The 22,002-nt window shown below is 30.0% G+C and carries 19 protein-coding genes; 15 read left to right on the forward strand and 4 right to left on the reverse strand.

Annotated elements, in window-relative coordinates; all coding sequences use genetic code 11:
* The first annotated feature begins 518 nt into the window (after positions 1-518).
* On the forward strand, positions 519-2,495 hold the full coding sequence (locus tag KA856_RS00790) for a GA module-containing protein (protein WP_070038632.1): 1,977 nt from the start codon (positions 519-521) through the stop codon (positions 2,493-2,495).
* Positions 2,496-2,678: 183 nt separating this feature from the next.
* Here KA856_RS00790 and KA856_RS00795 read toward each other — a convergent pair whose 3' ends face one another.
* The gene (locus KA856_RS00795; protein WP_070038635.1) at positions 2,679-4,772 is read right to left on the reverse strand and encodes an amidase domain-containing protein; all 2,094 of its coding nucleotides are present in this window, start codon (positions 4,770-4,772) and stop codon (positions 2,679-2,681) included.
* Between the two features lie 217 nt (positions 4,773-4,989).
* Between KA856_RS00795 and KA856_RS00800 the strand changes: the two genes are divergently transcribed.
* From KA856_RS00800 to KA856_RS14075, 3 genes are all read left to right on the forward strand, one after another.
* Positions 4,990-7,839 carry a YhgE/Pip domain-containing protein gene (locus KA856_RS00800; RefSeq protein ID WP_210138368.1) on the forward strand — a complete coding sequence of 950 codons (2,850 nt, stop codon included), beginning with the start codon at positions 4,990-4,992 and terminating at the stop codon, positions 7,837-7,839.
* An 85-nt stretch (positions 7,840-7,924) separates the two neighbouring features.
* Positions 7,925-8,380, forward strand: coding sequence for a MarR family winged helix-turn-helix transcriptional regulator (locus tag KA856_RS00805; protein WP_107383505.1), 456 nt, complete (start codon positions 7,925-7,927; stop codon positions 8,378-8,380).
* 362 nt (positions 8,381-8,742) lie between these two features.
* Positions 8,743-8,844: a hypothetical protein gene (locus KA856_RS14075; protein WP_369076568.1), complete on the forward strand. Its 102-nt coding sequence runs from the start codon at positions 8,743-8,745 to the stop codon at positions 8,842-8,844.
* 120 nt (positions 8,845-8,964) lie between these two features.
* On the opposite strand, the gene KA856_RS00810 is transcribed toward KA856_RS14075, so the two are convergent.
* The 3 genes from KA856_RS00810 to KA856_RS00820 form a co-directional block, all read right to left on the reverse strand.
* Positions 8,965-10,503: a UvrD-helicase domain-containing protein gene (locus KA856_RS00810; protein ID WP_210138369.1), complete on the reverse strand. Its 1,539-nt coding sequence runs from the start codon at positions 10,501-10,503 to the stop codon at positions 8,965-8,967.
* Positions 10,493-12,220: an ATP-dependent nuclease gene (locus KA856_RS00815; protein ID WP_210138511.1), complete on the reverse strand. Its 1,728-nt coding sequence runs from the start codon at positions 12,218-12,220 to the stop codon at positions 10,493-10,495. Before KA856_RS00815 ends, KA856_RS00810 begins: the two co-directional genes overlap by 11 nt.
* A gap of 152 nt (positions 12,221-12,372) precedes the next feature.
* On the reverse strand, positions 12,373-13,971 hold the full coding sequence (locus tag KA856_RS00820; RefSeq protein ID WP_119537748.1) for a hypothetical protein: 1,599 nt from the start codon (positions 13,969-13,971) through the stop codon (positions 12,373-12,375).
* A gap of 154 nt (positions 13,972-14,125) precedes the next feature.
* Between KA856_RS00820 and KA856_RS00825 the strand changes: the two genes are divergently transcribed.
* The 11 genes from KA856_RS00825 to KA856_RS00875 all read left to right on the forward strand — a co-directional run bounded on the left by KA856_RS00825 (position 14,126) and on the right by KA856_RS00875 (position 21,988).
* Positions 14,126-14,482, forward strand: coding sequence for a hypothetical protein (locus tag KA856_RS00825; RefSeq protein WP_002511853.1), 357 nt, complete (start codon positions 14,126-14,128; stop codon positions 14,480-14,482).
* 25 nt (positions 14,483-14,507) lie between these two features.
* Complete coding sequence (locus KA856_RS00830) at positions 14,508-14,825, forward strand: hypothetical protein (RefSeq protein ID WP_069826668.1); 318 nt, start codon at positions 14,508-14,510, stop codon at positions 14,823-14,825.
* A 5-nt stretch (positions 14,826-14,830) separates the two neighbouring features.
* Complete coding sequence (locus KA856_RS00835; protein ID WP_107386478.1) at positions 14,831-15,082, forward strand: hypothetical protein; 252 nt, start codon at positions 14,831-14,833, stop codon at positions 15,080-15,082.
* A 42-nt stretch (positions 15,083-15,124) separates the two neighbouring features.
* A complete protein-coding gene (gene cch1 / locus KA856_RS00840; protein WP_210138370.1) occupies positions 15,125-16,795 on the forward strand; it encodes a cassette chromosome replicative helicase in 1,671 nt (556 codons plus the stop codon).
* Between the two features lie 285 nt (positions 16,796-17,080).
* The gene (gene ccrC, locus KA856_RS00845; RefSeq protein ID WP_107386476.1) at positions 17,081-18,757 is read left to right on the forward strand and encodes a cassette chromosome recombinase CcrC; all 1,677 of its coding nucleotides are present in this window, start codon (positions 17,081-17,083) and stop codon (positions 18,755-18,757) included.
* A 105-nt stretch (positions 18,758-18,862) separates the two neighbouring features.
* The gene (locus KA856_RS00850; RefSeq protein ID WP_107386475.1) at positions 18,863-19,201 is read left to right on the forward strand and encodes an SAUGI family uracil-DNA glycosylase inhibitor; all 339 of its coding nucleotides are present in this window, start codon (positions 18,863-18,865) and stop codon (positions 19,199-19,201) included.
* Positions 19,202-19,296: 95 nt separating this feature from the next.
* The gene (locus KA856_RS00855) at positions 19,297-19,608 is read left to right on the forward strand and encodes a DUF960 family protein (RefSeq protein ID WP_073345744.1); all 312 of its coding nucleotides are present in this window, start codon (positions 19,297-19,299) and stop codon (positions 19,606-19,608) included.
* A 15-nt stretch (positions 19,609-19,623) separates the two neighbouring features.
* Positions 19,624-20,130, forward strand: coding sequence for a DUF1643 domain-containing protein (locus KA856_RS00860; protein WP_107386474.1), 507 nt, complete (start codon positions 19,624-19,626; stop codon positions 20,128-20,130).
* Positions 20,131-20,157: 27 nt separating this feature from the next.
* Positions 20,158-20,604 (forward strand): JAB domain-containing protein, encoded by a 447-nt coding sequence (locus KA856_RS00865; RefSeq protein WP_107386473.1) that lies wholly within the window; start codon positions 20,158-20,160, stop codon positions 20,602-20,604.
* Positions 20,605-20,772: 168 nt separating this feature from the next.
* Positions 20,773-21,408 (forward strand): HTH domain-containing protein, encoded by a 636-nt coding sequence (locus tag KA856_RS00870; RefSeq protein ID WP_226952115.1) that lies wholly within the window; start codon positions 20,773-20,775, stop codon positions 21,406-21,408.
* A gap of 289 nt (positions 21,409-21,697) precedes the next feature.
* On the forward strand, positions 21,698-21,988 hold the full coding sequence (locus KA856_RS00875) for a hypothetical protein (protein ID WP_107386472.1): 291 nt from the start codon (positions 21,698-21,700) through the stop codon (positions 21,986-21,988).
* The last annotated feature ends 14 nt before the right edge of the window (positions 21,989-22,002 follow it).

Consider the following 22,002-nt stretch of genomic DNA (forward strand, 5'->3'; position numbering starts at 1 on the left):
ACTGCTGTTTTGTGGTTATCTCACAAAGATAATCAATATAATGGTAAAATTTTCGAAGTGGCAGCAGGAAGAGTCGCTGAGAACTTCTTTGGTTCTAACTAAGGCTACTGGAATAAATATCTTACAGTAGAAAAATTATTTGAAAATGAAGAAGCTATTCTAAATCAAGATGGATATAAGAGTATAGAAAATACTGTTGATTTATCTAAATGAAGGACTGAATATAACACGTGCTGGTAGCATATATACGAAGATACCAGGGTTTGAAAATTACATTTAAAGTCGTTAGAGTACATTAATTTAGAAGGATTATTCTGAAAAACTCAAAGTGACATTCAATAAAATTGTTAAACGGCCGCATCGAAAAATGATAAGCCGAACCCTATAATAAATAAAGCTAAAAGTTGAGTTGTACAATATTTATTACTTTAAATGAGATAGTATTTCAATATTGCTATTTGAATAAATTTATATAACCTATATAATGAGGATGAATAATTAGAAGAAAGGTGAATTTAATGAAAAAGTTAAGGTATAATAATTTAAATAATAAAACTAGATTAAATCATCAATTTAAATTTTCTAGTGTGGCCCTCATTATTAGCACTTCTTTAATGGGATATAGTGTGACTTCAACACCATCAGTAGAAGCAAAAGATAAGGCTGATTTAAATATTGAGACACATTCGAATAGTGAAAATACGCTAGAAAAACGCATTCAAGAAGGTAAAGAGAAAATTGATAAACTAAAAAACATTAAAGATAGTCAGAAAGATGCTTCTATTAATGAAATTATAAAAGCTAAAAGTACAGAAGAAGTTGAAGCAATATTGAAGAAAGCAAAAAAGGTTGATAATAAAATCATTGAACAGAATAAAGTGCAGAGTCATTTAATTGAAAATGACAAAAAGGAAGTATCTGAAGATAAGGAAAGTGTAAAAAGTGAGTTAGATGGTCAAAAAAATATAGCCTCTTCTGTCAAAGAAAAGTCTAACCATATTGAAGAACAAGATAGTAATGAATTGTTCGATCAAGAAGGTCTGCAAGATAATACGTTTGATGCTAATTTAAATCAAAGAGATACAAAGCAAGATACAGCTCATTTGTTTGATGATAGTGTTAATTTTTCTAATTTAGTTGATATGGGTAAACTAAATGAAGAAAGTAAAGATATAGCAGATATGAATGATAGTGAAGAAAATAAAAATACGGCTTCAGAAAAAGACGAAGGCGCTGTTAAAGAAAACAACCAAGACGGTTTAGCATTTAAAGATACATCTAATACTAAGAGTAATCAAATGCAACAATCAGACGAAATTAAAAAAGACATCGATAAAGTTACGACAAACCATTCAAAAGTAAAAGATAATTTAGATTATTATGTCGAAAATAAAGAAAATAATTTAAAGATATTGGATTCAAAGCTTTCTGAACGAGACTCAATATCTGCTAAAAACAAAGAAAAATTGAAAAAGGAAATAGAAAAAACGCAACAAAGTCTAAAAAAACAAAATGACGTTGTATTAAATCATTTACAATCTGTAAATAATAAAGAACAAGCTGTAAAAGATATTGTTAGTGGTACTTTTGATGAAAAGAGTGCACAATCTATTTTAGAACGTATAGATACAAAAGGTAAAACAGATCAACAAATCGCGAGTCAAGTTGTTAGTGAGTTAGATAACTTATCTACTACTACGAGTGATGATATTTTAAAATCTATGTTTGATAAAACAACTGATAAGCAAGAACTTATTAAAACAATTCTATTAACTAAATTTGATCATATAGATACATCAAAAATCGTTGATGAAATAATGCATAAAAATCCTAGTAACGAACAAATTGTAGCTTTAATCAAACATCATTTTGGGCACAATGTTACAAGTGATGATATTTTAGAAAATATATTGGACCAATCTCATGATAAACGTAAAGCTTTAGAAACAATGCTAGCTACGAAATTAAATGATGCTAAAGCTAAAGCGCTTGCTGACGTTATTGCCAAAAAAGAAGATTCTAAGCATAACTTATTAAATCTAATGAAATCGGGAATTAATAATGAGTTGAATGATCTATTAAAGGCTGATAAAGACATAAGTAAATTTAAAGATGATATGCATGGTTTGTTTGAACCATTAAAATATACGCCAAGTTTATCTAATAAATTTGATGGGAGTTTGTTAGACAGAGCTGAACAGATGCGAAAATTAAGTGGAAATTCAAAATTACTTGGTACACCAAGTCTATTTGACGATTTATTCAATAGAAACAGTATATTAGATGGAATTAAGGATATATCTAATCCTTCGCCTGGTCGTGCTTTATCTCTAGGTGATTCCTCGGGTAGCTTTTTAAGTGGTTTATTTGACAATAATGGTGATTTTTCTTTACCTGATACAGGAACAGTAGTAAAAAAATCAACGATTCCATTAGGGATTCTACTTTTCATTATAGGTGGTGGATTAATATGGTTCACCAAACGAAATAAATAGAAAAATTGTAAATATTAACTCATACTGTATTTTAGTATGAGTTAATTCATATAGTATATTTAAAATGCTCCATTCAAAGTGAACACTAGTAAGTGGGACTTTGAATGGAGCATTTGTATTTTGAATGAATAAAAGCTAAATTAAACACTTTAATAAATAAAATAAAGGGAATATTTAAACATACTAGTTATTACCTGTAATGTAACTCAATTCAGTTGCAGCATCTGCATCAATTGTTCTATAAGAGACGATACCAAGTCCTTTAATGTTTGATTCTGATATAACGATAGAACCATCATCGTTAACTTTTTCTACAAAAGCTACATGACCGTAGATCTGGTCTGATCCTTGTTGACCTGCCTCAAATACAACGGCAGTGTGAGATTTTGGTATTGAAGAAACAGCATAATCTTTTCTTTCTGCTCGATTATTCCAGTTTCGTGCGTCGCCTAAATCACCACTCACATATTTGTCGAACTGTGCCATGCGATTATAAACATACCATGTACATTGCCCATGAGGATAAGGAGAGTCATTTGTTGTTTCTGAAAATGGTTTGAAAGCTGAATCATAATCATCGTTGTTCGCTTTGTAGTTATCTAAATCAGGCATTTTTTTATTATCAAACTGTGTTAAGTCATAGTGGTTGATAATACTATTTAATTTGTCCGCGTATTGTGAATCAGTCGCGTATGTGGTAGCCAAATGCATTGTTGCTGAACGGTAACTATAAGCTTCACTTTTCCATGTTGGTTTATAAATGTCCTGATTACCATCGATGCCGTGTTTGATTAAATTGGCATAATCTTCCAATGATTCTTTTTTGCTTGGATAGCTACGGAAGTTTGCTGAAATTTGAAACGTATGGCTGCCATTATCTTCAAGTGTATTAAATGTAGCCGACTGACCTTCATAAGCTCCTTTTATTCCAAATAAATTGAAATGTGGTGAACTAGCAAGATTGCTAGTTCCTGAGTCAGATTCTAATATGGCTTGTGCAATCATAACAGATGCATAAATATCTTCATCTTGACCTATGTCGTGAGCGTCTTGTGCAATTGATTTAATAAAACCTCGTGTGTTTTTATTTTCAGTAATTGTTATATCGTTAGAATTTTTACTATCATCCGATAAATTTGGCAATTGTTGGAAAATTGCAGTAGATCTGATGTTTGATTGGTTTATGTCGTTTTCAAATGATTGAGCTGGCTTTTCTTTTTTAGCTAATTGTGATTCAGAAGGTAATTGAGGGTTAGCATTTGTATTAGATGCCTGTTTCTCAGAATTATTTTCCTTACTTTTACTATTTCCATTTGATAAATCATCTTTTTTAGCATCATATTGTTTTTTATTATTTTTAGCATTTTCACTATACTCGTCTAAAATTGCATCTAATACTTTATCGTCAGATTTTGTATCTGATTTATCAGCATTTTCGTTATCACTGTTGGCATTATCGTTTTCAGTAGCAGGTGTGTCATTATCTTTGTTGTCTAGATCATCAGCATCATTATTTGCTTCTTCATAAGATCGATCTTGTTGGGAAGATCGTTTTGACTCACCATCATCTTTTTTTTGATTTTTATCAATTGGAAGTTTGTTTGATTCAGACTTATTATCTATATCATCATTCTTTGACTTCTCAGATGACTGTACATCATCAATGTCACCTTGTAGTGAACCCTTATCACTATTTTTTTCTAAATTGTTAGTATTTGATTCGTCACTATCATCCGAATTTGTCGTATTTGGATTTATTTGATCTATAGATGTATCATCATTTTTACTCTCATTCTTCTCGTTTTGTACATTGTTATTCTCTATAGTAGAAGTTTGTTTCATTTTATTATTAGAGAACAGTTGATTTAATAATTCAGATAGCCCATCATTGTCACTCTTAAAAGGTTCTGGCTTGAAAACATTCAAACTATCATAAGACGATGAATCATTAAATGAATTTTCAAATGAACTCGGTATTTTTTCGTTGGATGATTCATTATCAGAAGTTTTATGTCTTTTATTATTAATATCTTCTGTAGTCCTTTCATCTTTTGTACTATTTTCCTTTTCATCACTAGACTTATTCTTTTCATCATTTCCATTTTTTGATAAATGCGATTGCTTAGCTTGCTCCTCATCTTTTTCCTTATACACGTCATTTGATTCAGAAGTTGTGGCACTTTTTTCTAAAGATTCGGCACTAACATCGTTGATAGAAAATGATGGAATAAGTAAAGAAGTTGAAAGCAAACAGACTAATAATTTTTGTTGCTTCATGAAAATACCTCTTTTCTAAAATATATTACTTTACTATGTACAAACTATGGTTTGTCTTGGTACACTGTAAACAGACTTAGATATAGTTGATGTGTATCAACTAAAAAATGGAAAAATTCGTTAATGCATTCATTATATCAACTTATATGAAATTAACAAATAGTAATTTTAAATTTATGTAAGAAAAATCAATAGATACAGTTTTAGAGGTGTATAAATGAAGAACGCAATAAAATTATTTATAATGGATTTGAAAAAGATTGCTAAGACGCCTGCTGTTTTAGTGATTTTAGGAGGTTTAGCACTTCTTCCTTCTTTTTATGCTTGGTTTAACTTAGAAGCGACATGGGATCCATATGGTAATACTAAAAATATTAAAGTAGCTGTTGTAAATGAGGATAAGGGAGATACAGTTAAAGATAAAAGTGTGAACGTGGGCAATAAAATTACCAATAAACTAAAGAAAGACGATAACTTTGATTGGCAATTTGTAAGTCGAAAAAAAGCCGATCATGATTTGAAGATGGGCGATTATTACGCGGCCATTTACATACCAGAGAAGTTTACGCACCAAATTACCGGCACACTTCGAAAAAACCCACAGCAAGCAGACGTAGAATACAAAGTGAATCAAAAACTTAATGCGATTGCGCCTAAAATGACAAATGCAGGGACGAGTGCCATTGTTCAAAAAGCAAATGAACAATTTAATGAGACAGTAACAAAAGCATTATTAGATGAAGCAAATCGACTTGGCGTGAAACTTGAGGAAGAAATTCCAACCATAAATAAAATTGAAGATGCAGTATCTAAAGCTAATGATTCTATACCGAAAATTAATGATTTTGCTGATAAAATAATATATTTAGATGAAAATCAGGATGAGATTGACAATTATGCTGATGAATTTAGAGCGTTAGGAAATCATAAAGGTGAAGTTATAGATGCTGCAGATAAATTAAACCAAGTTAATGCGGCCATTCCGACATTAAATGAGCGAGCTAAATTGATATTGGCATTAAATGACTACATGCCAAATATTGAAAATGCCTTGAATGTTGCATCTAATGATGTACCAGAAGCTTTTCCAAAAATTAATCGTGGTGTAGACCTTGCAAGCGCAGGGGTTGACGCAGGGTTACAAGGCCTGAATGAAGCGCAAGGATATTTACCTGCAGTGCAACAGCGTGTCGAAGGCTATCAAGAAGTCGTTGATAATGCACAAGAAGCAAATCAAAATGCTAATAATCGATTACAAAAAAATGTTGAAACTGAGCAGCAAAGTTCTAAAGGGTCAGATAGTTATTCAAATATTAAAACTTCGCAAATAAGTAATGGTAATAGCGACAATGCTGGGAATAATCAAAATGGAACAGCAATAAGTAGTGAAGATGTAAGCGCAATGGAATCTTCACTATCAAAATCATTATTATCTTTATCCAATTATACCGACAAACAAGCGGAAAGTAGTCAAGAAGATATTAATGCGCTAAAAAATGTCACTTACGGTATTATATCTACAGATAAGCCAAAAGATTTCAAAGAAACTTTAGATAATATTAAATCTAGACTTGAAGTAACAAGTAAGTCCAATCAAAAGTTTATAGATATATTATCAGAGCTTGAAGATAGAGAAAAGGTAGATCTTTCTGATGAGATTAAGGAATTAGAATCAGCAAATAATAGAATTAATAATTTAATTAAGACACAAAATCAACTTAGTGAAGCACTTTCGAATGGAAGTTCTGGTAAAGAAGAAGCAGTAGAATTACTTAAAGAAATTCCACGCGTGAATAGTAGCTTAGATGATTTAAGAAACTATATTAAGTCAGAACTAAACCAAAAATTATTAGATGTATCTAATGATGTGATGTCATTATTAGATGACGGCGATATAAAACTATCAACTGTTCAATCGAAATTAAACACAATTGATCAAGTTATAAATTCAGGAGAAAGTATTTTAACTACTGGTAAGGATAGAATTGAGACGATTCAAAGTGCACTACCAGTCATTGAGCAAAGATATATGGATGCAATGTCTATTGCTCAAAATTATTATCCACAATTTAAACAAAGTGTTTCTAACGCAGCATCATTTATTGAAAATGACTTGCCAGGTTTAGAACAACAGTTATCTGATACAACAGCAACTGTGAACAATACAATACCAACACTGTTTAATCGCTATGATAATTTGGTAGATATTTTAGATACAAATCAACCACGTGCAAAAGAAAGCTTGCACAATTTGGCAGATTTTGCCCGTAATCAATTACCAGATGTTGAAAAAGATCTGGCTAAAGCGAACAAACTATTTGATGAGATTGAAGACGACGATGCAGTGGATAAAATGGTAGACCTATTGAAAAATGATTTGAAAAAACAAGCTAATGTAATCGCAAATCCAATTAATATAGATCAAAAAGATATATTTCCTGTGAAAGACTACGGTTCAGCAAGCACACCATTTTACACAGCATTAGCAATATGGGTAGGAGCTTTATTACTAGTAAGTTTATTAACGACAGATAATAAACATAAAACATTAGAGCCACATCTAACGACAAGAGAAATTTATCTAGGAAAGAGTGGGTTGTTCTACACGTTGGGTATTATCCAAGCACTCATCGTATCAATTGGAGATATAGTGATACTGAAAGCGCAAGTTGAATCTGTTGTATGGTTTATTGCTATATCAGTATTCTCATCACTTGTATTTATTTCAATTGTATATACTTTAGTGTCATTGTTAGGAAATCCAGGGAAAGCAATTGCAATCATCTTCCTTGTACTACAAATAGCAGGTGGTGGTGGAACCTTCCCAATCCAAGTTACACCAGAGTTCTTCCAAGTCATTCACCCTTATTTACCTTTCTCCTATTCAATAGATGCTTTAAGAGAAGCAGTTGGAGGACCTGTACCTGAAATTTTAACTAAAAAATTAGTGGTACTTTCATTATTTGGTATAGGATTTTTATTAATTGGTGTTATCTTTAAACCAATTACTGATCCACTGATGAGAAAAGCAACTGAAAAAGCTGAAGAAAGTGATGTAATGGAATAAAGTTATTATGCTTATAATAAGTAATATTTAATTTTTAAAAAATAAATGATGGTTGAAAAATGATAGTTTAGTAAGGAAGGTTAATATGGAGGATAAAGAGGGAAACTTAGAAATATTAATTAACCAATTCTATGATGCTACAGCGAATATTAATAAAGCAATTACTAACATGGTTAAAGAATTGGAACCAGGTCGTTACTTATCTTATGAACAAATAGAAACAATGTATTTTATTCAGCATAATGAAAAAGTATCGATTAACGACTTAGCAAATAAGCAACGTACTTATAAGACAGCTGCATCAAAACGTGTTAAGAAGTTAGAATACAAAGGTTATGTGCAACGAGTTTATTCTAATGATAAACGTACTAAATTAGTGAGTTTGACGCATAATGGAGAACGCTTATTAAAAGAAATAAAAAACAACTTAACAAAAGAAATAAAATTACTTTTATTAAGCTGTTTTGTTAGAGAAGATTTTGAAAAATTTATGTATCAGCTCATGAATTTTGAAAAGACATTTTTAAAAAAGTACTACTAGAGTAAGTTAATTTCACTAAATTAAAGTATCCGCTGTAACTTAGATATTTAAAAAAATAAAAATTTAACGTTTATTAATCGTAATCATATTAGTAAGAACATTGAGTCATTTATTATAAGAAACCAACCGCTACATATTTGTATTATACATGTAGATTGCTATCAGTTAATTCATTCATCCTAAAATTACTGTTCATATTGCTAAAAGATTATTGTAGTTACTATCCCAATATATAAAAATCATAAAATTTGTTTAGCCGGTTTCATATTGAAACCGGCTATTTATTAACCAAAAACCGCATAATAAATCGATAAGCAGAAGCGTATCATAAATAAAACTAAAAAATACATTTTACACAATTTATTTTTAAAGACAAGGCTACAGCAATAAAAGCGATTAATTCATATATAGAATTTTTTAATCAAGAGAGAATAACATTAAAAATGGCTATCCTTATATCGTAAATATAAGGTAGCCATATACATTCTGTTTTTTCACTGTATACTTGACAGGGTGCAGATCACAATTTAGGCTTAGCTCTTTTATTGAGGAGAATTGTGAAAGTAGAATAATTATTTAGTATACTACTGTATAGCATTACTTATATCAGTTACAAAATCATCAAAACTAAATTTGTTATATTGGTTTTCTTCTAAAAGCATATTCATACGCTTTTTATATCGGCAATTATTATCATCAATCAAAATTAATTTATTTTTTGCACGAGTAATCGCTACATATTTGTTTTCTACATTAAATGACTCATAATGAAAGAAATAACTAGTAAAAAGTATTACTGTACTAGCTTCTAAGCCTTTAGAGGCGTGTGTAGTTAACAATAATTTCGAATTTGTTTGCATGTTATAAAGGGTTTTATTAATATCATTTTTCAAAATAGTTTGTAGAAGCTCTGACTCTAGTTTACCTTCAAATTCACGTACAGGAATTTTTAGTTTATCAAACAATTCTTCTATATTTTCGATACTCGGTTCATTTTTGATTTTAAGTAAAATATTTTTAATATCAGCAATCAATATATTATCATATTCTAAATATAAATTTTCAATAAAATTATACTCAGAAAATTCGGAATCAAAATAATACTTTGCAATAGATTCAAGTATAGTTTTATTAATACAATTAGTTATATTAGTTTTATTAACAATTTCAAATTCTCTAGGATAAATAGTATTTAACTCTTTATGTAATTTATAAATATCGTTATTATTACCTAAAATAAGGAATGTTTTAGATGAAAGATCTATTATAGATTCTTCGATTAGAAATTTTATAATATTTGCTTTTGACTCTGACGGATTGCTAGCATAATAAAATATACTCTGAGAATTGACCATATTCTCCACTTCTATTTCAGGGCTAATTGCTTGTGAAAAGTCAATTATATCTTGTTTACTACGGAAATTATTGTTGAGTTGTAATTTTAAATAATCATCTTTCTTAATTAAATCTTCTAAATATCGAGGGTTCGCACCTCTAAATTGATAGATTGCTTGTTTAGGGTCCCCAACGATGAACATTTTAATTGCCAGTTGAGTATTTAAATATTGAAACAAGGAATGCATTGTAAAATCACAATCTTGGTATTCATCGATAAAGATCTTCTTATATTTAAATTTTAGATATTCGCGTGAGTATATGACCTCTTTTAAAATTTTTAATGACAATTCACACTTGAAGTTCTTTGATGATTCTTTATAGGTTCCAATAATATTTTTATCAATAATTTGTTTTATACCATCACTATAAGAAGTGAATTTATTATCATTCGTATAACTGTAAAATAATTTACTTTCAGTTTTTAAGTATAGGGAAATAAATGGCTCAATAATTTCTTTCTCTAAAAATCCATCTATTGTTCCTATAAAAAGATGTCTATTATTAAATTTAACTCTCTCTTTTATTTCTTTCGCAGCTTTATTAGTAAAAGTTAGGGCTGCAAAAGTTTGATATGAATCATTGTGATCTTTTTCGTAAATTAATTTATCAACAAGTAATTTAGTTTTTCCTGTTCCAGCACTTGCAAGAATAAGAGTATTTTCATTACTGTGAATTGCTTTGTTTCGATTTTCTAAGTCATGTGTATTGTAAGAATTATATTTCATAATCAATAAATCCTTTCAGAACACTAAAACCTTCACATATTTTTTTGGCTTGGCATTCATTTAAATGATTAACAAATTCTACCATGTTAAAAAGTTTTCTTTCTTGAAGTTTTGCAACAGGAGTATCTGTATTTAATATCTCGCTCATATCTTCTCCCATAACTTTATATAAATCATTTTCAAGGTCAATTTCAGAGAGATAAATATTTGATTCTTTTAATTGCAATATATAGGTTTTGTTAGTATCAAAGATCTCCTTTTTCTTTTCTTTTAATTTTATGTCATTATTTATGTCGTTTAAGTCTAATGTTACTTTTTGTAAAGGGCTGGGTTTATTTATGATTTCAAAACCTCTTTTAAATCCAGTAGTCATATATTCATTTTGAGAACTTTTCATTCGTTGAAGGTCATTATCAGTTTGTACAAAATAAACTATATCCAAAGCATCAAATAATTCTGTGTATTTTTTAAATCCGACACCAGCAACTTGAAGTGTATATTTTCCGTCAATTTCTTTTTCTGGGTATATAAAATTCAAAACAGTTTCAAACAAAGTGTATTCAGATCCACCTTCAACTAAGAGAACGGTATTATAAAATATAGCTTGTGATAATCCTTTATTTAACATTTTTTTTATGTTTTTATATTTTTCTGGTAGATAATGATGATAAGAATTCCCAATACTTTTATTGGGGTTTGAAATCCTAATTAATTGTGTATCATCCATTTCATATAAAACTTCAGAAGAATGTGTAGTTAAAAAGAAGTAACTATAAATCTTGTCATTAAACAATTGTTGTGAAAAAGCTACCTGCATGGACCTGTGCAAATTATTTTCGGGTTCTTCAATTAAATATATAATTATCTTACTATTAGCAAACTTTTCAGTAATCATTTTAGTTAATGCATAGGTTAGTAATTTTTTTCGACCATCGCCTCCAGTTGGGTAATAGCCCTCCTCATTAGTCCATTTAATGTAAGGAGTAAGATTATTTAAATAACCATTTATTGCAATTTCAGAACGGAGTTCTATATTCATTGATTCATTTCTAAATTTTTTGTAAGAGGAGGTTAAACTTTCTTGAGCTACTTTAACTACATCAAGTTTACTAATATTATTATTTAAGTCATTTATGTTTTGAGTGATGTCATTTTCTATAGTGATATCATCTTCAGTTTTAAAACTATTATTAAAAAGAGTTTTTTTATATTTTTTAAAAGTATGCTCTAAAGACGAAGTGGGGTTAACATACTCAACGTGGAAAATATCATCTATAGCAGAAGTTTGTCCTCTAACTGGTACCAATTCTAAGTCACTTAATGTTGAGCCCCAGTATAAAACTGGGTTACCAAAGATTTCTTTTTCATCAAATACTCCTTTTAACATAATAAAGAAAGAATCGGGATAATTGAGATTGTTTCTAGCTTCTTTGATTTTAGAAATTAATAGTTTAGAATCATTAGATTTTGGTGTTTCATTATTTCTATCACTTATATCAATTTCAACTACTATTTCAATCGGCAAGGTAGTATCATTTTTGTGGTAATCTGACGCTCTAAACCCATTAATTCTAATTTGTCTATCAAACATAAATCTAATTGCTTGTAATAAATTTGTTTTTCCAATGTCATTCATTCCAAATATGATATTTCTATTATTTAATGCTAAATTTATATCGCTAAAATTTCTGAAATTTTTGACTTTAAGATTTTTAATTTCACATCTTCACCTCATTGTTTCTCTATACTAAATTACGAATATAAAATATCTAGGTTTCAAACCACAAAACCACTTAAGTTATTAATTATAAGTTAATAGTATTCATACGTTAGAAGGCATTTCATTCTATAAGTTTTATTTTGTAATTTTTAAGAGGTTTCGTGGTTTGTATAAAATTTTTGCACTTTTTTAATTGTTTTTGCAACTAAAGTACAAACTAGCTTTTCATCTACTTTATTAGTAAGATTATTTAAAAATAACTTGAAAGAAGTCATTGAATTAAGTAGTCCCTCATCATCATTAAAATCATTGTCTAGCTTTTTGGCTTCTAATATGTCTAAGTAATAATTATCTGATACAAAGTTTAATGATGCTATATCACTTTCCATTTGTTGGGTAAAATGATTGTTTTGTTCTATCCAATCATTAATTAAGTCAATTACATTGTTAATTAAATTTTCGTAGTTAATAAAATTATTAAAATTAGAAGTATCATTGATAATAGATATTAATGCTTGTGTAACATCATATGTGCTTTGAACTGCATTATAATGTTTTTTTGTATTTAAAGGTGTAAAGCTCAAGCTAAAAATTTTCTCAATTAAGAATGCTACATCTTGTTGTTTTCTTTCATTAATTTTGTTTTTAAGTTTTACCCATATAAAATCAATTAAGTCATCAGCAAAAGTGCTGCTTTTATCTATAATGAAGTCACTCATATACAAAGGTATATGGGGAAAATCTTTTGTAAATATATCAAAAGTATCAGCCTTCTGTGATGAGAACTTTTCAATGTTCATCATTTTTATATATGGATTTTTGTAAAAATTAGCTATGGCAGAAACAATAACAAATTCATGAAATGTAAAATTTTGAGTATTAAATTTATTGTAAATAGTTCCTTTTCCGATAGCCTCTTGACTAGATGAATAACTGTCATGCGCTGCAAAATTTTTAACATCAGATAAGTTGAAGGTCAAACTCTCATTCACAATACTATAGAACTCTTTGTCAAAATACTCCATGATATTGTGTACAGCAAAAATAGATTCAGGTTTGTATTTCCATAAACAATTAACTTCTTCATTAGTGTTTATTAAATTAATTGATTCAGGTAATTGAGGCTTAGTTATCTTTTGTATACCTCCATTAATAAAATATTGTAAAAATTCTTGAATATCATCTTCATCTGATTCGTGATCTTTAATTGTTTGAGTTGAAAAATCATAAAATGATGGATTAAAAGAGTCACCAAAAGTTCTATTGATTTCAGTATTTCTTTGCATACGTGCTTTCTTCTTCTCAATATCTTCTAATAAATGTTTATTCATATAATCATATTCAAACATCATCTTAGGTAGCGTTACTATATCTTTGTCAATAAACTTAGATTTGAAAAAATTGAGTGTTGATCGCTCAAAATCATTCCAAAGATTCAACGCAGTCTCCTTACTTAAATCGTCTTTTAAAGCGTCATAAAGTGAATCTAAAACACGTCGAATTAACAATTTATAAGCTACTTTTTGATTACTATGTTTAATAATTGATTTTATATCTTCATCATAAATATATATTACAATTCCATTGCATATATACTCATTAAAATTATCCCCTTTCATTAATTGCTTTATAGAAATATTTAAGACTTTATTAATATCTAATGTCTTAAGTGATTCTATACAGTAATCAAATATGTATCCTAAAAAGATATATTTATTATTTTCGGTTTGATCAAATTTTAATTCCAAACTAAACACCTCAAATTTTATATTTGTCAAATTTTTTGCTCTTTAAGATTCCATTTTCCCTTTATAAGATTGGACAGGCACGTTTCTTATAAGGAGTATATTTTAATTAGCTTAAGTTTTTACTTGAGTAATAATTCATGGAGGTTTTCGTATTATGAAAAAATATTTAAAAAAAGAGCAATATGTACAGGATGACGATGTTCATCACTTCGAAATCGAAACTACCAAAGGCGGCCAATTTAAGTATACTACACAATTCACAATAACAAGTGATTGTAAAAATTTAATTACTCTTTTGATTGGACAAGCTTTGATGTTGCCAAGTGAAACTGAATTCTCAATATACGACTTATTGGATATGGTTGGTGACGATGTTTATGGAGATATTTACGATGATGAAGTATATGCTATAAACATTTTACTTGAAATGTATCTTGAAGAACATTTCACGCTATACCAGTTACAAGAAGGAGAAGCAGAAAATATAATAGTTAAGGTTTTTAAAAGATAAATAATTAATTTAGGAGGCAGCCAAAATGGAAATAAAAACAGATAATTTTTTAATATCAATGGATAATAATAATAATTACGCATCAATTCAAGCTGAATTAAGTCAACATGCTATTGATGTGTTGTATCAATTAATCTCGATAGGAGTAGACTCACAAGATGAAGACACTTTTTCATTGAAGGGCTGTGAAATCGAGTTGGGTTTCAGTTTAATCAACGAATTTAACAATCCAGTTGAGTATAAATTAGTCAGTACGTTGTTTCACCTCTTCTTTTACGATTATAAAGGGTGCATTTATATGGATACAGATGATGAAGTTTTTATTCGAGTTAGAAGAGGTTAGGTAACATGAGTAGAGAATTGTTTTTGAAATGTAAAACAGAGGCTTTGATTAAAAGAGCAAATGAAAAATTCACTGTAAAGAATTTACTAATGGATATAGGTGTAAAGGATCCAACGTCAAATTTAATAGAAGATATCGAACATCGATTTCGAAATTATGTAATGTTGCATGGATCTTCACACTTTGAAATGTTTTGCGATAAAAATCAACGCATTTTCGTGAGACTAACAGATTTTTACAGTATCGATGATATTTAGCTAGTATTTGTCAATAAGATTTTGTATGGAGGTAAAAATGAAATGAAGTTTGAAAATGATAAATATTTAATTGATTCAAATGGTTGTTTTAAGAAAATAAAAGGTAGCAATGATGGAGAAGGTGAGAAGCTAGTTAAACTAGCTTCTCCAATTTTTATAGTCGCTAAGTATAAAGATCGATTATATAAAAAAGAACAGATTATCATACAAGATATAGATGGTGATGAATACATTTTAGATTCAAGTATATTAAGCTCACGTAACTTGTTTAAATTGATAGAAATGGGATTCACTATTAATGAAAATAGGATTAAAGAATTGAGTAATGCTTTACAAGAGTATAGAGATAGTACAGTGAAAAGTAGTTTTTATAAAGGTGTTGGTGTTATACCTACAAATAAAGGGACAGTTATTGCTTTAGATGATCTCTATTTTAGTCCTTCAATGAGTGAAGAAGATATGAATCAAGTGGTTTGTGATAATAAATATGATTTAGCGCCTAAGGGTGAATTAGATGAATGGTTAACAATGTTTCAGGAACAAGTGAATGGCAATGTTGTGTTGGAACTAGTTACTATCTTTGGAGTGAGTGCTTTAGTTACTAGATATTTATTCTTTCTAAATGAAATTGAGTATACAGGAATAGTATATTCTTTGACCGGGCAATCCTCAAGTGGTAAAACGACAGCAGCTATGTTAGCTGGTTCAATAGCGGGAAATGTTAACAAAGGAGATAATACTTTATTTTGTAGTTGGAATGCGACTAAGGTTGGGGTTGAAAATATCATGAGTTCAAATTTTGGTATCCCAGTAATATTTGATGAATTATCGACTTCTACAATTAGTAATCTAACCAACTTGTTATATTCTATAAGCGAAGGGCAAGGAAGTGAACGAGCAGATAAAAATGGTAATACAAGGGAGAAATTTAATTCAGGTACTTCTATTATTTCAACAGGCGAATATAGCATTTTTAGTAACTCTGCCAAAAATGATGGATTAAGAGTACGTATCATTGAAATTAATGAAGCAATTACGTCATCATCTTCGAATTCGGAGGCTATCAAAAAAGTTGTAAGAAAAAATTATGGTCATGTATTGCCAATAATATCTGAGTATTTATTAAATAATGAAGAGCAATTGGTGACTATTTACGAAGAACATAGACAGTGGTTTGAATTAGCATTAGCAAATGAAGAAAGCAAAACAGGCATACGAATGATAAGTAGGTATGCTGTTATATTGACTTCGGCAACAGTTTTTGAATTAGCATTAGATGTAAAGCTAGGCATAGAGGAAATGAGAAACTATCTATTAAATTATCATAAAGGCACAATATCAGAACGTTCTTTAACAGAGAAAGCAATGGAAGTTCTTATTCAGTATATAGCTGTAAATTCAGGCAAATTTAGCCATGGTGGTCCATTGTCTAATATGATAGAAAATAATGGAATGATAATAGAGCAAAATGATTATATAGAAGTGAGGATTATTCGTTCCGTTTTCGAACGCATATTAAAGGACAATGGGTTCGAGGATACAAAAAATGTAATTAAATCATTAGCTAACGACAATAAATTAGTTACAGATAAAGATAGAAAAACAAATCAAAGAAAAGTAAAGAATAATAATGGCGAAATGGAATCAATTGTCTATTATCACATAAAAATTGATAAAAAAATTGCTGAAACATTGAATTTAAAGTTCGAATGATGATTTATTACAAAAAGACTGTGAAATCAGATGTTGAAAGGTGAGAAGTAATTTGAATAATGAACAAATTGAAGCATTTGTAGAAGTGCTTGTACCTATCATAGAAGAACGTATCAATAAAGGTAAGTAAGGCTAATTACGTACTACAGGCACTTGCCTGTAGTACTCATATTATTAAGTGGTAAAAGTGATAAAAATGAAACGAAGTTATAAATATATATTATCCATATGATGTTATAAGACCGATGGTCTGTAGCAATTATTCATTAAAAGGAGAGATAAGTTATGAAGAAGAAAATTGCACTATATTCACGTGTAAGTACGTCTGAGCAGTCAGAACATGGTTATTCTGTAAAGGAGCAGGAACAAGTACTCATCAAAGAAGTTGTGAAAAATTTCTCGGGTTATGACTATGAGACATATACTGACTCAGGCATTTCAGGTAAAAATATTGAAGGTCGTCCGGCAATGAAACGTCTATTACAAGATGTTAAGGATAATAAAATCGAAATGGTATTAAGTTGGAAATTGAATCGTATTTCTCGCTCAATGAGAGACGTGTTTAATATTATTCATGAATTCAAAGAGCATGGCGTAGGTTATAAATCGATTTCTGAGAATATTGATACATCCAATGCTTCTGGAGAAGTACTCGTTACAATGTTTGGGTTGATAGGATCAATTGAGCGTTCAACATTGATCAGTAATGTCAAGATGTCGATGAATGCCAAAGCGCGTAGTGGAGAAGCTATTACAGGTAGAGTGCTCGGCTACAAATTGAAACTCAACCCACTTACACAGAAAAATGATTTGGTTATCGATGAAAATGAAGCTAATATTGTACGTGAAATTTTCGATTTATATTTGAATCATAATAAAGGGCTCAAAGCCATTACAACCGTACTAAATCAAAAGGGATATCGTACCATTAATCAAAAGCCATTTTCAGTGTATGGTGTTAAGTATATTTTGAATAATCCAGTCTATAAAGGCTATGTCAGATTCAATAACCATCAAAATTGGGCAGTTCAACGAAGAAGTGGTAAAAGTGATAAAAATGATGTGATATTGGTCAAAGGTAAGCATGAAGCCATTATAAGTGAAGATGCATTTGATCAAGTTCATGAGAAATTAGTTTCAAAAAGTTTTAAACCTGGCAGACCTATTGGCGGAGATTTTTACCTTCGTAGCCTTATCAAATGCCCAGAGTGTGGTAATAATATGGTATGTCGACGGACTTATTATAAAACCAAAAAGTCAAAAGAACGGACAGTGAAACGTTATTATATTTGTTCATTATTCAACCGCTCGGGAAGCTCTGCATGTCATAGTAATGCGATTAATGCAGAAGTAGTCGAACGTGTAATCAATGTTCATCTAAATCGTATTTTGTCTCAACCGGATGTGATTAAAAAGATTGCGTCAAATGTGATAGTAGAACTGAAACAAAAGCATAGTAAACAAACAGAAATAAAATATGATATTGATAGCCTAGAAAAACAAAAAGCAAAAGTTAAAACACAACAAGAACGATTGTTGGAATTGTTCTTAGATGATGAAATGGACAGCGAAATGTTAAAAGCTAAACAAAGTCAAATGAATCAACAGTTAGAAGTATTAGACCAACAAATTAAAGAAGCAAAACAAGCAAATCAATCACAGGCTGAAATACCCAATTTTGATAAGTTAAAAGGACGACTCATTTTGATGATAACACGGTTCAGTGTGTATCTTAGAAAAGCCACACCCGAAGCTAAAAATCAACTTATGAAAATGTTAATTGACTCGATTGAAATTACGAAAGATAAACAAGTGAAACTGGTAAGGTATAAAATTGATGAAAGTCTTATCCCTCAATCTTTGAAAAAAGATTGGGGGTCTTTTTTTATGCCCAAATTCCAATTCGAAATAGATTGTCGAAACGATTATTTCATCGACCAAATTACCACTTTTACCACTTAATTCTCAGTGACAAAAGTGAGAGAAATGAAATAAAAATCAAATATATATTATCAAAATGATGTATCACATGCATACATCTATCAAATACATTAGGAGGTCATAATTATGACATTAGAACAACAACTCAAGCACTATGTAACCAACTTATTCAATCTGCCAAAGGAAGAAAAATGGGAATGTGAATCCATCGAAGAAGTAGCTGATGATATCTTACCTGACCAATATGTAAGGCTTGGGCCACTCAGTAATAAAACACTTCAAACCTACACCTACTACTCTGATACACTTCACGAAAGTAATATCTACCCTTTCATTCTCTACTATCAGAAACAGCTCATAGCCATTGGTTATATTGATGAAAACCACGATATGGATTTCTTATATCTACACAACTCGGTCATGCCCCTTTTAGATCAACGATACTTACTAACAGGAGGACAATAATATGCATAAATATATCAAACTAACACAATTAGCAATCACTATCCTAAGTGAAATCATTACTTGGATGAAAGAATCAGAACGAAAGGGAAATGCTTATGAGTAGATATATCACTCGTGGTATTGCCCAAAACTTACCTACCACATTACAACATCAATTATGGCAAGTTGTAGCGCAACGTGAAAATGAACAGTCTAAGGAACTAGAAGAAATAGATTATTTTCATGTCTTCCAGTTCAACATGCACAATAATCAATTATATATCAAACACAAACAAGAACGTCCTGAGTATGTCAAAATTCATAAAGCTAATTACTCAAAAGCTATCAATATTAATAAGGTCTACATTATCCGAGAAGATGATGTAGACCTTTCTTATTACGTCATGTTATTACCGGAAGAATACTAGAGGAGTGAATATTACATGGAAACAATCAAAAGCACATTAGAAACAGAAGCCATATTCAGTGATGACCAACAACACCGCTATCTACTTAAGAAAACATGGGACAGTGAAAAACAAACGATTACGATAATCACGATGTATCCGCATTATGATGGCATTCTCAACATCGACCTAACAACTCAGCTCATTATGAACAAAGTTTCAGAAATGGATGCATTTGGTTCAATCAATTTTGTGAATCTATATTCTAATATTACGACACCTATCAATCTCAAACATTTAGAAAATGCCTATGATAAGCATACAGATATTCAAATTATGAAGGCAGTGAAAGAATCAGATGAAGTGATATTAGCTTGGGGCGCTTACGCTAAAAAACCCGTCGTAGAAGCACGTGTTAATGAAGTATTAGAAATGTTGAAACCACATAAGAAGAAAGTGAAACAACTCATGAACCCAGCAACCAATGAAATCATGCACCCCCTTAATCCGAAAGCAAGACAGAAATGGACTTTGAAAGCGTAACCTATATATGGAGGATGGAGGTAAATTATGAAAGAAATCAATATCGTTTCACTACAAATGATAAAAACAAATACATTAAATTATCTAAAAAATCGTATTTCAAACCCTGAGGATGCGGCAGAAATCATGCGATCATTCATTGGCAATAGTGACCGAGAACATCTTATTCTTATATGTATGAACAGTAAAAATGAACCTACACATATTCAAACACTATCGATTGGTTCTATTAACCAAACAGTGATTCACCCTAGAGAAATATTCAAAACAGCGATACTCAGTAACGCCAATAGTATTATGCTCGGTCATAATCATCCAAGTGGAGATGTAACACCCTCTCCTGAAGATATTAATGTAACCAAACGATTAATGCTCATCAGTGAAATGATGGGCATTTTATTTTATGACCATATTATTTTCTCAGATAGTCATACCTATACCATTAGACAACGTGATTTAAAGGTAGAGATATAGCCGTATTTTGTCACTACCATTACTTTGTCACTTTCCAACATTTATAAAATCCCTTTATATCAATGTTTTTATCTGAAAAATATTTTTCACAACTTTTAATAAATATACGGAGGTTGACTTATTGTGACAAACCTATTTTGTAATATATAACTTAAAGGAGGTGATATATTGGATCGTGCGTTTCGAATATTAACGATATACAATCGTTTACTACAAAATAAATCCGTCAACAAGCAATCACTTACATTAGAACTTGATACAAGTCCTCGAACGATACAAAGAGATATCGATGATATCAGAAACTTCTTATATGAAAGCAAATCATGGATAAGTGCACCTAAAGAAATTACGTACGATTATAAATCAGAAAGTTATAAGCTCGCACAAAATAAAAGTGAAAATATGTATTTTATGTATGATATTTTGACTGCTTTATACCTAACCACACCAAAATTAAGCCATTACTTTTATCAATATCTTAAATTATTAATCATCAGACATCATTCAGATAATCGAACTAAATTATTAAAATATCTTGAGATCTTTGAAATTGATAAAAATCAAATAGGTATTTCGACATCATCATTAGCTATTCAAGCAATGAACGAAAATAAATATCTTCAATACAATCAAAAACTATTATTACCTTTATCGATATACTATCAAATGTATGCTTTTCACTTAGTATATCGAATGGACGATGAAATTTATATCGATGATATTAGTCAAATGAATCTGAGTTTGTCTGAAAAACCTGTGGACATACAAGAAAAAACAAAAGGTACAAACCTATATTACTTTTGAAATTTCTAAAGATGTCTGGTTAAAAATGCATCGATATCATCAAATTCATGTAATAGAAAAATATGATGTACATTATCTTATCGTCACTTTCAAAATGACAAGGCTCGAAGCGATTCAACTCTGTTTTATGTATCGATCCAATATACGTATTATTTCACCCCCTGATTTGAGAGAACAAGTGATTGATGAATTACTTTTATTGCAGTCAACATATTTAAAACAACAGGTTCAAGAATAAACATAATTTACAATATTTTATAAATTATTAAATACGAAAGGAATGGGAATCATGGGCAACATAATAAAAACGATAGGTAAAGGTATTGGGAAAGGTGTCGGTGCAGCAGCATATTATTCAGTTGCGACTGTTGGCGCTGCCATCGGTGCGATTTGGGAAACAACAGGCGATAGAGGTTTGATGAGAGACGCTTTAAGTGATAGCTCTAACCAAGACTTAATGGAAATATATGAGATACAGAAGAAAGATGATGGGGATTATGATACTTATATTGCGGCTAAATCCTTATTACAAGAGAGAGGATTCACTTATAATCACGAAACGAACAAATGGGAAAAATAACAGGGAGTGAAATA

Source organism: Staphylococcus sp. GDB9P120P (genome assembly GCF_017893435.1).
Taxonomy (GTDB): domain Bacteria; phylum Bacillota; class Bacilli; order Staphylococcales; family Staphylococcaceae; genus Staphylococcus; species Staphylococcus cohnii.